Annotated in this window: 11 protein-coding genes; 1 reads left to right on the top strand and 10 read right to left on the bottom strand. The window is 60.0% G+C overall.

Going from position 1 to position 15591, the window contains the following annotated elements; all coding sequences use genetic code 11:
- Window positions 1–410: 410 nt before the first annotated feature.
- The 10 genes from B7O88_RS04690 to B7O88_RS04645 all read right to left on the bottom strand — a co-directional run bounded on the left by B7O88_RS04690 (window position 411) and on the right by B7O88_RS04645 (window position 14580).
- Complete coding sequence (locus tag B7O88_RS04690) at window positions 411–2765, bottom strand: efflux RND transporter permease subunit (RefSeq protein WP_088274058.1); 2355 nt, start codon at window positions 2763–2765, stop codon at window positions 411–413.
- A gap of 24 nt (window positions 2766–2789) precedes the next feature.
- A complete protein-coding gene (locus B7O88_RS04685; RefSeq protein ID WP_088274057.1) occupies window positions 2790–3923 on the bottom strand; it encodes a YCF48-related protein in 1134 nt (377 codons plus the stop codon).
- Between the two features lie 284 nt (window positions 3924–4207).
- Window positions 4208–6583, bottom strand: a complete 2376-nt coding sequence (locus B7O88_RS04680; RefSeq protein ID WP_088274056.1) for an efflux RND transporter permease subunit — start codon at window positions 6581–6583, stop codon at window positions 4208–4210.
- Between the two features lie 27 nt (window positions 6584–6610).
- Window positions 6611–7738, bottom strand: a complete 1128-nt coding sequence (locus B7O88_RS04675; RefSeq protein WP_088274055.1) for a WD40/YVTN/BNR-like repeat-containing protein — start codon at window positions 7736–7738, stop codon at window positions 6611–6613.
- A 261-nt stretch (window positions 7739–7999) separates the two neighbouring features.
- Entirely contained in the window at window positions 8000–10654 is a 2655-nt protein-coding gene (gene pepN / locus B7O88_RS04670; protein WP_088274054.1) for an aminopeptidase N, read from the bottom strand.
- Between the two features lie 80 nt (window positions 10655–10734).
- Window positions 10735–11541, bottom strand: a complete 807-nt coding sequence (locus tag B7O88_RS04665; protein ID WP_088274329.1) for a DUF2797 domain-containing protein — start codon at window positions 11539–11541, stop codon at window positions 10735–10737.
- A 32-nt stretch (window positions 11542–11573) separates the two neighbouring features.
- Window positions 11574–11840: a YeaC family protein gene (locus B7O88_RS04660; RefSeq protein WP_088274053.1), complete on the bottom strand. Its 267-nt coding sequence runs from the start codon at window positions 11838–11840 to the stop codon at window positions 11574–11576.
- Window positions 11841–11883: 43 nt separating this feature from the next.
- The gene (locus B7O88_RS04655; RefSeq protein WP_088274052.1) at window positions 11884–12720 is read right to left on the bottom strand and encodes a rhomboid family intramembrane serine protease; all 837 of its coding nucleotides are present in this window, start codon (window positions 12718–12720) and stop codon (window positions 11884–11886) included.
- Between the two features lie 8 nt (window positions 12721–12728).
- Window positions 12729–13688 (bottom strand): metallophosphoesterase, encoded by a 960-nt coding sequence (locus tag B7O88_RS04650; RefSeq protein ID WP_088274051.1) that lies wholly within the window; start codon window positions 13686–13688, stop codon window positions 12729–12731.
- Between the two features lie 7 nt (window positions 13689–13695).
- Window positions 13696–14580 carry an NAD(+) kinase gene (locus B7O88_RS04645; RefSeq protein ID WP_088274050.1) on the bottom strand — a complete coding sequence of 295 codons (885 nt, stop codon included), beginning with the start codon at window positions 14578–14580 and terminating at the stop codon, window positions 13696–13698.
- A 97-nt stretch (window positions 14581–14677) separates the two neighbouring features.
- On the opposite strand from B7O88_RS04645, the gene B7O88_RS04640 reads away from it, so the two are divergent.
- On the top strand, window positions 14678–15583 hold the full coding sequence (locus B7O88_RS04640) for a DUF1853 family protein (RefSeq protein WP_088274049.1): 906 nt from the start codon (window positions 14678–14680) through the stop codon (window positions 15581–15583).
- Window positions 15584–15591: the final 8 nt, after the last annotated feature.

The following is a 15591-nucleotide window of genomic DNA, read 5'->3' as shown; positions in this document are numbered from 1 at the left end:
GTGTGCACAAGCTCAAGTCCCGTTTACGCGGGCGAGTAGCGCAGGGCTGGCGGGAAGAAGGACGGCAGCCTGTTTGAGGAGCGTAGCGACGAGTTCTGCCGGCCCCCGCCAGACCGAGCAACGCAGCGAGCCCGCAGGGCCGCGTAGCCGGGTGCCCGGGGGGATTGCTAAGGGGGGCCGGGCAAGCGGTCCCCCTTGGCTCGCCAGGAAAGGCGAAAAATGAGGATCGCGGCAACTCGGCAAACAGCTCTGCTACTCGAATTATCTCTTCCCAGTTACAGCATTACCCCTGCCCTCCCCGGACCGCTGAGCAACGACCTCCAACAGATGCGTTTATCTCGAAACTCAGCGTTGAACCGTCCCCACAAAAAAACCGCCCGAAGGCGGTTTTTTTGTGCAGCTCAAACCACTCAGCTACGCAGCTTCTCCGGACGGATCAGGAAGCGAGCCAGAGCCGGCAACAGCCACAGTGCGCCGAACATGTTCCACAGGAACATGAAGGTCAGCAGGATACCCATGTCGGCCTGAAACTTGATCGCAGAGAAAATCCAGGTCGCCACACCAATGGCCAGGGTGAAGCCGGTGAAGGTCACGGCCTTACCCGTGGTCTTCAGGGTTTCATAGTAGGCCTCCTGCAGCGGCAGGCCCTGACGCAGATAGGTTTCCAGACGGCTGTAGATATAGATGCCGTAGTCGACACCGATACCCACACCGAGCGCAATTACCGGCAACGTTGCCACCTTCACGCCGATGCCCAGGAATGCCATCAGGGCGTTGGCCAGAACCGAGGTCAGGGCCAGCGGGATGATGATACACAGCACCGCGCGGATCGAACGGAAGGTAATCAGACACATCAGGATGACCACCGCGTATACGGTGAGCAGCATCTTGGTCTGGGACGCTTCGATCACGACGTTGGTCGCCGCTTCGATACCGGCATTACCGGCAGCCAGCAGGAACTGCATGTCCTCGGTGTTGTACTCGGCAGCGAACGCTTCCACTTCTGCGGTCGCCCGCTTCAGGGTGTCTGCCTTGTGATCGTCCAGGAAGATCATGACCGGAGCCAGCGAGCAGGCCGAGTTGAACATGCCCGACGGCGCACGGCTGATGGCGTTGTTCAGGTTGTCCTGGTTACGCGACAGGGTTTGCCACTTCAGGTTGCCCTCGTTGTTACCCATGATCACCTGTTTGGCTACCGTAACCAGCGAAACCGCCGACTGCACGCCTTCCAGGTTGTTCATCCGCCATTCCAGCTGATCGATGGCTTCCATGGTCTCGTAGGCCGAGCACATCTCGTCTGGCGTCTTGACCATGACCACCAGAATGTCGGAGCTGGTGGAATAGTTTTCGATGATGAACTGGTTATCCAGGTTGTAACGCGAATCGGCACGCAGCTCCGGTGCACCCGGATCCAGGTCGCCGATGGCCACGTTCTTGCCGTGATAGATACCAAAGCCGAAGGCAATAATGGCCAGCACGACCGAAATCGGCGCGACCGTCGGATGAGCAAACTTGGCAACACCGAGCCACAGGCCTTGCGGACGGTTGGCCATGTTGCGGTTGCGCTCGACCGCCTTGCGGCTGATACCGATGTAGGACATCAGGATCGGCAGCAGCATCAGGTTGGTCAGGATGATCACACCCACACCCACAGACGCTGCAATACCCAGCTCACGGATGACCTCGATCTCGATCAGCAGCAGGGTTACAAAGCCGACCGCATCGGAAATCAGTGCAACGATGCCCGGGATGTACAGTGCACGGAACGCACGACGGGCAGCGGTCTGGCTGTCATCGGCGTTGGTGTACTCGATCGCCATGCCATTGATGATTTGCACACCGTGGGAAATGCCGATGGCAAATACCAGGAACGGAACCAGAATCGAGTACGGGTCCAGACCAAAGCCCAGGGTACGCAGCAAGCCAAGCTGCCAGACCACCGCGATAACCGAGCACACCAGTGTGGTGATCGAGCTTTTCAGGCAGCGGGTGAACATCATCAGCAGAACAAAGGTGATCAGCAGCGCAGCACCGAAGAACATCACCACCTTGATGATGCCGTCGATCAGGTCACCGACCTTCTTGGCAAAACCGACAATGTGAATCTGGATGTTCGGGTTCTCGCCCTGAAACTCGCTGCGGATCTTCTCTTCCAGCTGACGGGAGAAATCGCCGTAGTCGAGCTGAATCAGTTCGCCCTGATTCTCCGGGTTGGGATACGCTTCCTGCAGCGGGATGTCGATGATGGTGGACTTGAAGTTGTTCGCCACCAGACGACCGATTTCACCGGACTTGAGCACGTTTTCACGCAGCTCTTCCAGGTCGGCCTCGCTCAGATAGGCCGGACGATTGGCAACCGGACCACCGTCAAAACCGTACTCGGTCACCTCGGTCCAGCGCACGTTAGGCGTCCAGAGCGAACGCAGATTGGAGCGGTCAACACCGGGCAGGAAGAACACCTCGTCGTTGATCCGCTTGAGGGTCTCCATGTACTCGGTACTGAAGATATCGCCATCCTTGATCTCGACAGCGATGCGAATCGAGTTGCCGAGGTTCGGCAGATCGTTCTCGTGCGCGATCATGTTGGCAATGTAGGGATGCTTGAGAGGAATCATCTTCTCGAAGCTGGTATCGGGCTTGACCTGCGCAGCCTGATAACCGAAGAACACGGTCAGCAGCGCGAACAGCAGAAGAACAACAATCCGATTGTTGAAGATCAAGCGTTCCACAAAGGGAGCGCTCGTTTCCTGATGAAGCTTGGACATCCAGACTCTCCTGGCAGCTGTTTGTTATTGGTTTTCGGGCAGGCCATTGGCTGCCGCCTTGACCACGCCTTGCTGGCCGACCAGCACCAGCTCGCCGTCTGGCAGGCGCTTGGCTGTTGCCAGGGCAACGCGGTCCGGACGAACCGCAACATTGAAGGTCTTGCCATGATCGGTGCTGGTCACCACCACGCCACCGGCGCCAACAACCGACAGCGAACCGTCAGCAGACAGGTTGCCACCAAGCAGGGTCGCTTCCAGCGGGCCATTGTTCGGGGTGTGCAGCTCGACCTGCTCCCAGCTGTCGCCAAAATCAGCCGAGCGGTACATGTTTCCGCGCAAACCCCAGACTACGACCTGGCCTTCAAGGCCGGTACCGGCGGTACCGAACCAGGTACCGTCATAGGGCGAGCTCTGCAGAGTTTCCCAGCTATCACCAAAGTCGGGGGAACGATACATGGTGCCCATCTCGCCAACCAGGAACAGGCCGGTGCCTTGCACGGCGGTCACCGCGTTGTAGTGGAAGCCATCGGGGTTATCGATGTCGAAAGACAGATCTTCCCAGGTCTTGCCCGCGTCATCGGTGCGCAGGTAAGTACCATAGGCACCGAAGGCAAAACCGGTGTTGGCATCACGGAACCAGACGTCCATCAGCGGGCGCTCAAGCAGGCCCGGGCCGTCCGGATCGGCCGCTTCATCCAGGGCGGGGTCACGGTACTGCAGCTCCCAGCTGGCACCGGCATCACTGGAATGCAGGATCACGCCATCGTGACCAACCGCCCAGCCGTGGCTGGCGTCAGCAAAATAAACGGCGGTCAGCAGCTGGCGTACGGGAGATTGAGCCTGAGTCCAGCTGGCACCCTGATCATCCGAATAGACAATATGGCCACGGCTGCCCACGGCCACCAGACGATCGCCGGCAGACGCGACATCCAGCAGCAGAGAGTGACTGGCCAGATCAGACATGATCGCCGGCTTGGGTGCTTCAGCAACGGTATCGGCAGCCAGAGCGGGTGTGATTGATGCGGTCATCAGTAGAGCGCCCAGGCCAGCGGCCTTGAGCACACGTGCAGCAAAGGATTGCTTGCGGAACTGCGCCCGCTGGCCGATGGCAAAGGCCAGTTGAGTCGTTTGAGTGCGCCAACGAGTGGGCTCGCGCATACACCATTCCCCCTTATTGTTATCCATCTTTCCGTTATTGAACGGGACTGCCCATGGTAACGAGCACGGGGAGGCTGCGCCAACGGCTCACGGTTATCTTTTGTTAATCACGTTATCAATGCAGAAGCCCGCATTTTCACTGCAATATTTCGTCACACAGTTTATTGAATGCATGATGCATTGGAGCAGGCTGGCGAATAAACCGTGGCACCGGCCCATCGAAAGCAGGCGCCAAGACATAAAAAAACCCGCCGGTTGGCGGGTTTTTTTACAGCAGTCAGCTATCAGTGAGACAGCTTGCTACCGCTGGATTTCCGTACCTTCTCCGGGTTGATCAGGAAGCGCGCCAGTGCCGGCAGCAGCAGCATCGCACCGATCATGTTGACCAGGAACATGAAGGTCAGCATCAGACCCATGTCAGCCTGGAACTTGATTGCAGAGAAGATCCAGGTAGCGACACCGATCGCCAGACACAGACCGGTAAACAGTACCGCCTTACCAGTGGAGCGCAGGGTCTCGTAATAGGCCTCCTGCAGCGGCATGCCTTGACGCAGAAAGCTCTCCAGACGGCTGTAGATATAGATACCGTAGTCCACACCGATACCCACGCCCAGCGCGATAACCGGCAGCGTTGCCACCTTCATACCGATGCCGAGGAAGGCCATCAGCGCGTTACCCAGCACCGAGGTCAGAATCAGCGGCAGTACGATACAGATGGTCGCCGGCAGCGAACGGAAGGTGATCATGCACATCACACCTACCCAGATGTACACCAGCACCAGAATCAGCAGTTCGGAGCTGGAGATGATCTCGTTGGTTGCCGCTTCGATACCGGCGTTACCGGCAGCCAGCTTGAACTCCATGTCATCGGTGTTGTACTCGGCTGCGAACTCTTCGACGGCCGCCGTGGCGCGCTTGAGCGTGTCAGCCTTGTGGTCATCCAGGAAGACCATGACCGGAGCCAGCGAACAGGCCGCGTTGAACATGCCCGACGGCGCACGGCTGATGGCGTTGTTCAGCACATCCTGGTTACGCGACAGCCCCTGCCACTTCAGGTTGCCCTCGTTGGAGCCCATGATCACCTGCTTGGCGACGGTTACCAGAGACACAGCGGACTGCACGCCTTCCAGGTTCTGCATCTTCCACTGCAGCTGATCGATCGCTTCCATGGTTTCGTAGGCAGAGCATTTCTCCGGCGGAGTCGCAACCATGACAACCAGAATGTCAGAGCTGGTGGTGTAGTTCTGAATGATGAAATCGTTGTCCTTGTTGTAGCGCGAATCCGGACGCAGCTCCGGCGCACCGGCATCCAGGTCACCGACCTTGATGTTGTTCTTCTGGTAAACGAAGCAGGTAGTACCGGCTACCAGAGCAACGATGACCATCCAGGGCGCCACATTCGGATGAGCGACGTTGGACAGGAAGCGCCAGAACGGGTGCTCGCGAACCGCATCGCGCTTGGAGCGTTCAACCGCCTTCTTGCTGATGCCCAGATAGGAAATGGTGACCGGCAGCATGATCAGGTTGGTAAACACGATCACCGCAACACCGATGGATGCACCGATTGCCAGTTCGTGGATCACGTCGATCTTGATGACCAAAAGGGTAATAAAGCCTACCGCGTCAGCCAGAATCGCGATCATGCCCGGCAGGAACAGCTGACGGAAGGTCAGACGTGCCGCCACCAGCGCGTTATCCGCCCCACCGGACTGCAGGGCAATACCGTTGATCTTCTGCACCCCGTGGGAAATACCGATGGCGAAGATCAGGAACGGCACCAGCATCGAATACGGGTCCAGACCAAAACCGACCAGGTTGATCAGACCCAGCTGCCAGATCACCGCAATCACGGTAGTCACCAGCACCGATACGGTACTGCGAATACACCAGGTAAACATGTACAGCAGAACGAAGGTAATGACGAACGCAATGCCGAAGAAGCCGACAACGCCGATCAGACCATCGATCAGATCACCCACCTTCTTGGCGAAACCGACAATGTGAATCTTGATGTTCGGGTTTTCGGACTGGAAGCGATCACGAATCTTCTCTTCCAGCAGGTGCGAGAACTGCTTGTAATCCAGACGCAACAGCTCGCTCTGGTTGTCCGGATTGGGATAGAACTCCTGCAGCGGCACCTCGATGATGCTCGACTTGAAGTTGTTCGCGACCAGTCGACCGATCTCACCGGATTTCAGGACATTGGCACGCAGCTCTTCCAGATCCTCCTCGTTGGTGTAGGACGGATGGTTGGTTACCGGGCCGCCGTCGAAACCGTACTCGGTTACCTCGGTCCAGCGCACGTTCGGCGTCCACAGCGAACGCAGGTTCGAACGGTCTACACCGGGCAGGAAGAAGACTTCGTCGTTGATCTGCTTGAGCGTCTCCATGTACTCGGTGCTGAAAATATCACCGTCTTCGATGGCGACCGCAATGCGGATCGAGTTGCCGAGGTTGGCCAGATCATTCTGGTGCTCAAGCATGTTGACGATATAGGGATGTTCCAGCGGGATCATCTTGGCAAAGCTGGTGTCGGGTCGCACCTGCAGCGCCTGATACCCCAGAAACAGGGACACGAGAGAGAAAATAATCACCACGGCAAGGCGGTTATTAAATACCAACCGCTCCATGAATGGTGCGTTACTCTGGTCAAAAGACATCCAGATTCTCCTGGCTTGTAATTATTATCAGTGAGCTTTCAAGGCGCTTGCCGGCATGGTGGCGACACCATGTTGACCGACCAGCAGCAGTTCGCCGTCACCCAGCGCCTTGGCAGAAGCCAGTGCGATACGGTCAGGACGGGTCATCACGTCAAAGCTGTTGCCGCCATCAGTACTGCTCAGCACAACGCCGCCAGCACCGACGACAACCAGCTTGCCGTCGCCGGACAGACCACCACCCAGCAGGGTCGCTTCCAGCGGACCGTTGTTCGGCGTCAGCAACTCGACCTGCTCCCAAGTGTCACCGAAGTCGGTGGAGCGGAACAGGTTGCCACGCAGGCCCCAGACCAGAACCACGTTGTCGCTGCTGGTACCGGAAGCACCAAACCAGGAGCCGTCATAGGGCAGATCGGTCAGGGTTTCCCAGGTATCACCGAAGTCCGGCGAGCGGTACAGGGTGCCCATTTCGCCAGCCAGCATCAGGCCGGCGCCCTTGACGGCGGTGATCGCGTTGTAATGGAAGCCATCGGGATTATCGATGTCGTAGGAGCGGTCTTCCCAGGTTTTGCCGCCATCATCGGTACGCAGGAAGGTGCCGTAGGCACCAATTGCAAAACCGGTATTGGCATTCTTGAACCAGACATCCATCAGCGGACGCTCGAGCAAGCTCGGGCCTTCGGGATCAATCGGTTGATCCAGCTCGGGATCGCGGTATTGCATCTCCCAGTTGGCTCCGGCATCACTGGTATGCAGGATCAGCGAATCGTGCCCCACCGCCCAGCCGTTCTTGTCGTCGGCAAAGTAGACGGCTGTCAGCAGCTGACGCACAGGGACGTTCGCCTGTGTCCAGGTCTTGCCCTGATCATCGGAATAAACGATATGACCACGGCTGCCAACAGCAACCAGGCGATCACCGGCAACGGCCGCGTCGACCAGCAGGGTATGGGCTGCCAGATCCGACTTGATTGCAGGTTGAACGCTTTCCTCGGCGACATCAGCGGCATGGGCTGATGCGGCGCCCAGTGCCATCATGCCGGACAGCATCACGGCCTGAGTCAACGCACTGAGAGAAAAGCCTTTCTTAAGATAGTTGCCCGACGCGTTCAGGTCTGTCCGGGCCACGAATGGAGCGCGCCAATTGCACGGCTTACGCATACACCACCCCTCTTTGTTTTTATAGGTGCTTCTGCTCCGCTACGGGAACACGTTTTATTATCAACCCGGACCGCACCCCACACAGGCGCACCCGAATCAGTTATCCCTCCAGCGGACAAGGCATATTAGAGGCCCGCAAGGCGCTGCACAAATACCTCTCGGTAATTTTTTATTAAAATTTCGGCCTTGCGTGTGCTGAGTAACTCATTTATCAAGGCCGACTTCAAGACCCGCGCCCAACACGAGCGCGGGCTCGCCGGGTCAAGCCAGCGACTTGCTGACCACCTCATAGACATCAGGCGACAACGGACTTTGCGCCATGATGCGCGCCAGCTCGGTCTTCATCAGCTCCTGACGCTTGGGCTCGAACTTGCGCCAGCGGCTAAGTGGCGTTACCAGGCGCGAGGCAATCTGCGGATTACTGCGATCCAGTTCAATGATACGGTCAGCCAGAAACGCATAGCCACTGCCGTCCAGCGCATGGAAATTGATCAGGTTCTGGTTGGCAAAGGCGCCGATCAGCGCACGCACCTTGTTCGGGTTACGCATGGTGAACAGCGGGTGCTCCATCAGCTTGCGCACGCGGTCCAGCGCGCCGGGCTGGCTGGCTGCAGCCTGAATGCTGAACCACTGGTCCATGACCAGAGGGTACTCCGCCCAGCGCTCGGCGAACTCGGCCAGCGCCGCTTCACGCTGCTGCTCGAACGGCGAATTGACCAGCGCCACCAGCGCGGCCTGGCGGTCAGTCATATTGGTCGCCTCGACAAACTGGCGCACGCACCAGCCCACTACCTGCTGCTCACCCGTCAGCATCAGATAACTCAGCAGGCTATTTTTCAGGCTGCGCGCCGCCATGGCATCGGCCTTGGCGCTAAACGCCCCTGACCCGGCCGCGGCCAGAATCTGATAACGCGCCGACATCTCGTCACGCAGCGCCTCGGCCAGTGCCCGGCGCAACCACTCGCGGGTGTAGTGGATGGCATCCACGTCAGCAACTTCGGCCAGCTCGATCAGATAGGCTTCGGAGGGCAGACGGATGATTTCCGCGACCATGGCAGCGTCCAGCTCGGCGTCGGCAATCACGCTGCGCATGACCTCGACCAGCCGCTGATCCAGGTTCAGCGGACGACCGGCACGATGAATCTCGACCAGCCCCTGCAGCACGTCAACGGCCAGTCCCTGCGCCGCTTCCCAGCGGTTGAAGCCGTCCGGATCGTGCTTGGCAAGAAACACCCGATCATCGCGGCTGTAGGGGTAGCTGAGCTTGACCGGAGCGGAGAAGCCGCGCAGCAGCGACGGCAGCGGGCAGTTCGGTACATTCTCGAACACCAGCGTCTGCTCTGCTTCGGTAATCGACACCACTGCCTCGTTGCCAAGGGCCTTGCCCTCCAGCTGCAACGGGATTTCGTTGCCGTCACGATCCAGCAGCGCCATGCGTACCGGGATGACCTGCGGTTGTTTCTCGGGCTGACCAGGGGTTGGCGGGCAGACTTGGCTGAAGTGCAAGCGATACTCGCGACTGGCCGCGTCGTACTCACTGCGCACATTCAGGCGCGGGGTGCCGGCCTGGCTGTACCAGCGTTTGAACTGGATAAAGTCCGCACCGTTGGCGTCTTCCAGCGCCTTGATAAAGTCGTCGCAGGTAACCGCCTGCCCATCGTGGCGCTCGAAATACAGGTCGGTGCCCTTGCGGAAGCCCTCTTCGCCCAGCAGGGTATGCAGCATGCGCACCACTTCGGCGCCCTTCTCGTAGACGGTCAGGGTGTAGAAGTTGGATATCTCGATAAAGGAGTCCGGGCGTACCGGGTGCGCCATCGGGCCGGCGTCCTCGGCGAACTGGTTGGCCCGCAGGAAGGTGACATCCTCGATGCGCTTGACCGTGCGCGAGTTCATGTCGGCAGAAAACTCCGAGTCGCGGAAGACGGTAAAGCCTTCCTTCAGCGACAGCTGGAACCAGTCGCGGCAGGTCACGCGGTTACCCGACCAGTTGTGGAAGTACTCGTGCGCAACCACCGCTTCGACCCGCTGGAAGGCCATATCAGTGGCCGTATCCTGATGGGCCAGCACGCAACTGGAGTTGAAGATATTGAGGCCCTTGTTCTCCATCGCGCCCATGTTGAAATCGTTAACCGCGACGATCATGAAGATATCCAGATCGTACTCGCGGCCATAGACCTCTTCGTCCCAGCGCATGGAGCGCTTGAGGCTGTCCATCGCGTGGTCGCACTGGGTGCGGTTTTCCGGCTCGACGTAGATGCGCAGGTCAATGGTACGCCCGCTCATGGTGGTGAAGCTGTCCTGCAGCAGACACAGGTCACCGGCGACCAGCGCAAACAGGTAGGCCGGCTTCGGGAACGGGTCTTCCCAGCTGACCCAGTGGCGCCCGCCTTCGTGCTCGCCCGAGGCAATCGGGTTGCCGTTCGACAGCAGCACCGGATAGCGCTCGCGCTCGGCGATCACCGTGGTGGTGAAGCGGCTCATCACATCCGGGCGGTCGAGGTAGTAGGTAATCTTGCGGAAGCCTTCGGCCTCGCACTGGGTGCAGAACATGCTGCCAGACTTGTACAGCCCTTCCAGCGCAGTGTTGTTCTGCGGCTCGATACGGGTAGTCAGGGCCAGTTCGAATTGCGCGCGGGACGGTTGCAGGGTCAGGCTGTCGCTGTCCACCTGGTAGGCGCCCTCGACCAGCTCCTGCTCGTCCAGTACCACCTTTTGCAGCTCCAGCTGCTGGCCGTCCAGCACCAGCGGCGGCAAGGCGGTCTCGGCATGGCGTTCGGTATTCAGGCACAGGGCCAGACGGCTGTGCACCAATGCATGATCTTCAAACAGCTCGAAGGTCAGCTGGGTCTCGTCGATCCAGTAATCCGGCGCCTTGTAGTCCTTGAGGTATATCGTCTTTGGTTGTTCGGTACGCATGTTCAGGCTCCGCTGCGGCCGGACCGGCCGCTGAATTCATGTTCGGCCGCCCCGCTGCAGGGCGGCCCTGCCGAAATGGCTCAACTGGCGCTGAAGGCCAACTGATAGGCTGTGTACTTGCGAATATTGATGACTGCGGTGTCGAGCAGCAGATACTGCCCCTTGATGCCGAGCAGAGTGCCTTCGAGCACCGGTTCCTTGTCCAGGTTGGCCGATTGCGGCTTGGCAACGTACTGCTCGACCGGATAACGAATCTCGAGCGCCTCGGCCTGCGGCAAGAACTGCACGGCCTGCAGCCCGAACCGCGCCTGCAGCTCGGCTATGCCGGCCTCGGCATTATCGAGCAGGCGATCACGCTCGGCGCACAGGTCCAGCGGCTCGGGGTCGCCCTTGAGCAGGGCACGCCAGTTGGTCTTGTCTGCCACCTGCTGACGCAGCAAGTCTTCCACCAGGCCGGATTGCTGGCGGGTAGCGACGCGCAGAATCGGCAACGCCTGACTGGCCCCCTGATCAACCCAGCGAGTCGGCACCTGAGAGGCCCGGGTAATGCCCACCTTCAGGCCCGAGGAGTTGGCCAGATAAACGATATGGTCGGTCATGCAGAACTGCTCGCCCCAGGCCGGTTCACGACAGGTACCCTGGTCGTAATGGCACTTTTCCGGGCTCATGATGCAGCTGTCGCACTGCGCCAGCTTGGTAAAGCAGGGGTAGCAGTAACCCTGATTAAAGCTCTTCTTGGTCTTGCGGCCGCAGTGCACGCAGTGAATCGGCCCCAAGGCTTCCAGCCGAATGGTTCTGCCCAACAGACCATTGAGCGGCACCCGCTCTTCGCCGATGGGCAGACTGTAATCGACCGGAGCGTCGGCTGTATCGAGCCGACCGATCATCTTGCTGACGTTGCCTTCGAACTGCAAAAGACTCAATGCAGGGTCTCCGAACCGGTCGAAAACAGGATGTTCGGCACGTCCTTCTGCTGCGACTTGCAGCTCTGCGGCCCCATGTAACCGGTACGTTCCTCTTCCGGCAGGTTGTCCTGTTCCCAGGCAATCATCGCCTGCAGGCACAGCTCCTTCTGCTCTTGCGTCAGCTTGCGGCCATCCGGCCACTTGCCGATCTCCACAGCGAGCTTGAGGCTCTGATAAATATCAGGGGTGATGTTGCGCAGCATATCGATGAAAGTGGTCATCGCGCCTCCCGCTGGAATGATGAAAAACCGCTATTGTACTCGCTCACCGCAGCCGCTGCAGCGTTCCGGCCACGGCGCCAATGGCGCACCCGGCAACAAAGCCGCTGACATGCGCCGCGTTTGCAATGGCACCAAAGCCCAGCAGCGTGATCAGTCCGGTCATGCACAGCACCAGCCACGCCAGCATCATGATGACCACGCCGCGTGGCAGATCAAAAAACACGTTGGGCGCGAGCTTCTGGTAAACCCAGCAGTAGCCCAGCAGGCCATAGAGCACGCCGGAGAGCCCGCCAAACAGGCTGCTGCCACTCCACAGCCACTGGGCGGTGTTGGAAAGCACGCCGATCAGCAGCGTCAGCCCGAGCAGCCAGAGCCCGCCGGAGCGCATCTCGATACGCCGACCCAGCTCCCAGTACCAGAGTGCATTGAACGCCAGATGCATGACACCGAAGTGCAGGAAAATCGGTGTAATCAACCGCCACCACTGGGCCATGTCGGGCTGCGCCGCCAGGTAGCCGGAGTCTTCCAGCGGCGTAAAGGTAAACATCACAATGCCACGCGCGTCGCCGCCAAGGCCAGTCAGCAATGCCACCACAGCGGTAAGCGCCAGTACCGCCAGGGTAACCGGTATCAACCGATGTGCCCGGCGCCAGAACTGCGCTGCCTGGCTGGACGGGCGCTGCGGCGCCGGGCTGTCCGCAAGCGCTTGCGGCCCCTGCGCGTAGGCGGCGCGAACAATCTGGGCGGCAGCTTCGTCGACCACCCAGACCACCTGCATGCCACCCTCTTCCACCACTCGGTGCACCACGCCACGACTGCGCAGAAAACGCACCAGCGGCGACAGATCCTCATCGAGCTGACAGGTCAATGCCTTGAGCATGAAACACCTCAATCGAGCCTGGGTACGTCGACCCAGACAAAGTGGTCGCGATCCAGATGGCGCTCGCCGTCCCACCGATAGGCCACCAGCTTGCCGTACTTGACCGCGCTGTAATCCAGGCAGGCCAGATTGGGGCGAATCGGATGCGGCCGCCCCTGCTGCCAGTAATGACCCACAAACAGCATCGGCTGTTCCGGACCATAGATCAGCAACTCGGCGCGCTGATCCTCGCTGAGCGGTCTGGCCGCAATCTCGCCGGGCAGCGCATCAGGTTGAAATACCACGTCGCCGTAGGTCAGCGGCGCTTCTTCCCAGAACTTGGTCCGGAAAAAGGCGCGGGTAAAGCCGTCCTTGCCGGTCATGGTCATGCCGTGCGGCAGGCGCATGTCGGTGCCACGCAGCAGTCGGTCAAAGGTCTGGGCGGCAAAGCTGCCCCGCTCCACCGAGGCTTCGATGAACTCGCGATCCACCCGCCCATCCGGATACTGCTCACGCAGCGGCTGTATCAGCCGGGCGTCCCAGCAGGCATGCACCATACGGAACAGGCCAAAATCAAGAAACAGCGGTAACCGGCCGAACCAGCCGACAAAGTCGCGCCACTCCTGCGGCCAGTTTGCAAACTGCTCCAGGGTGTCGCTAATCTGACGCAGATGGCGCTCGTTGTGCTCACGCAGATACTCGCGGCCACTGCCGGCCGGTGCGCGGATTTCCCAGCAAAGGGCATTGAACTCATGGTTGCCCATGATGCACTGCGCTTCACCCGCCTCCACCATGCCATGGACCAGATGCAATGCCTCGCGAATACGCGGACCACGGTCAATAATGTCGCCAAGAAACAGCGCCTTGCGCTGCGGGTGACGCCAGACGCCGGCCTGCACCCGATAGCCCATCAGCTCGAGCAAGCGCTCCAGCGTATGCGCACAACCGTGCACATCGCCAATGATGTCGTAACCCTGATTCTCGACCATCCGTAGCCTACTGATCCGTCAGCCGGCTGGACCAGCCGAGCTTGCTGCGACAGATCGCGTAGAAGTTGTGATCCAGCGGATGCAGCAGACGCAGCTTCTGCGGCTTCTTGCGGATGGTAATGCTGTCACCGGGCGCACAGGAGATGTGCACCTGGCCATCACAGCTGACCTGCGGATAGATACCGCTCTGCTTGGAGATAATGATCTTGAGTTCGCTGTTGCCATCGACCACGATCGGTCGGCTCGACAGGGTATGCGGGAACATCGGCACCAGCACCACGGCATCCAGTTTCGGATGCATGATCGGGCCACCGGCCGACAGCGCATAGGCGGTCGATCCGGTCGGGGTGGCGACAATCAGGCCATCGGATTTCTGGCTGTAGACAAACTGGCCGTCCACATACAGCTCAAACTCGATCATCCGCGCCGACTTGCCCGGATGCAGCAGCACATCGTTCAGCGCCTCGCTGGTACCCAGCTGCTCCTCGCCGCGACGCACGAAGGCGTCCAGCAGAAAGCGGGTCTCGACCATGTACTGGCCGGCCAGCACATCGCCAACCTTCTGTTCCAGTTCGTCCGGCGGAATATCGGTCAGAAAGCCGAGGCCGCCACGGTTAACCCCCAGTACCGGAATGTTGTAGCGGCACAGCGCCCGGGCCGCGCCAAGCAAGCTGCCGTCACCGCCCACCACGATCACCAGATCGCAGATCTCCCCCATCATCTTGCGCGAACAAACCTGCTGCTGATGACCGGGGAGCAAATCCGCCACGGCATCTTCCAGGATCACCGTATGCCCGGTATCGAGCAGAAAGCGCTTGAGGCGTTTGAGGGTATCGACCACCCGCCCGCTGCCGAGGCGTCCGATGAGACCGATATTGCGGAACTGATCCATACCACCTCTTTGCGTTCGTGTCAGAGATGCCCGAGACTGAGCGGACGAGCGCCGATTATTCCGCAGCCAGCCTGGGCTGGCAAATACGAGAGGTTTCATGCTGCCCGTCTTTGCACACGCCAGCGTCCGAGACATGGCCTGGATTGCCTTCAGCCCGCCCCTGCTCAACGACCAGCTGCTGCCCATGCGCGACCCGCTGCAAGGCAGCGCATGGCGGGACGATCCCGAGCAACTGCTGCACGCCCTGCAGACCCTGGACCAGGACCCTGCGGCGCTCGACGCGCTGCTCGGCGAATCACCGGACCGCCGCCTGGGCAATTATTACGAACGCCTCTGGCATGCCCTGCTCAGCCTTGCTCCCGACACCCGCATCCTGGCCCACAATCTGGCCCTGCGTGACGGCGCGCACACCTATGGCGAACTGGACCTGATCATTGAGGCGGCCGATGGCGCCGTGGTTCACCTCGAACTGGCGATCAAGTTTTATCTCGCCAGACCCGAGCTGCATTCAACTGACAACGCTGTCAGTGATCCTGCCATCTGGAGGGGCGTGGATCCGCGCGACAATCTGGCCAGCAAACTGCAGCGGCTGCGTGAACACCAGCTGCCGCTGGCGGCGCGGCTACCGGAACTGGCGACGGCCCATCGCGCGCTACCCCTGCCGGACTGCTCGGCGGCCTGGCTACAGGGAGGGCTGTTTCAGCACCTGCTGCGGCAGGTACCTCCGGTAGAGGGTCAGCAACCGCCCGCCGCACCGCTGCACTGGTGTCATCAACATGAGTTGAAATCGCTGGCCCGCACGCATCGCTGGCAACCCATGGCCCACAAGGCGTGGTTGATGCCGCCTGAGCCAGAATACGGAGCAGGTCTGGACGCACAACAGATGGGCAGAATAAGCGAGCGCGCAGGAGAGCGCCGCGCCGTGATGTTCTGTACTGCGGACCAGCCACCGCTGGCAAGTGAACGACTGCTGTGTGTAGGTAATAACTGGCCGAACGGCTGAAACCGCCC

The organism is Halopseudomonas aestusnigri (assembly GCF_002197985.1).
GTDB lineage: Bacteria > Pseudomonadota > Gammaproteobacteria > Pseudomonadales > Pseudomonadaceae > Halopseudomonas > Halopseudomonas aestusnigri.
Note: the sequence above shows the minus strand (reverse complement) of the source record. Positions and strands in the feature narration are given on the sequence as shown.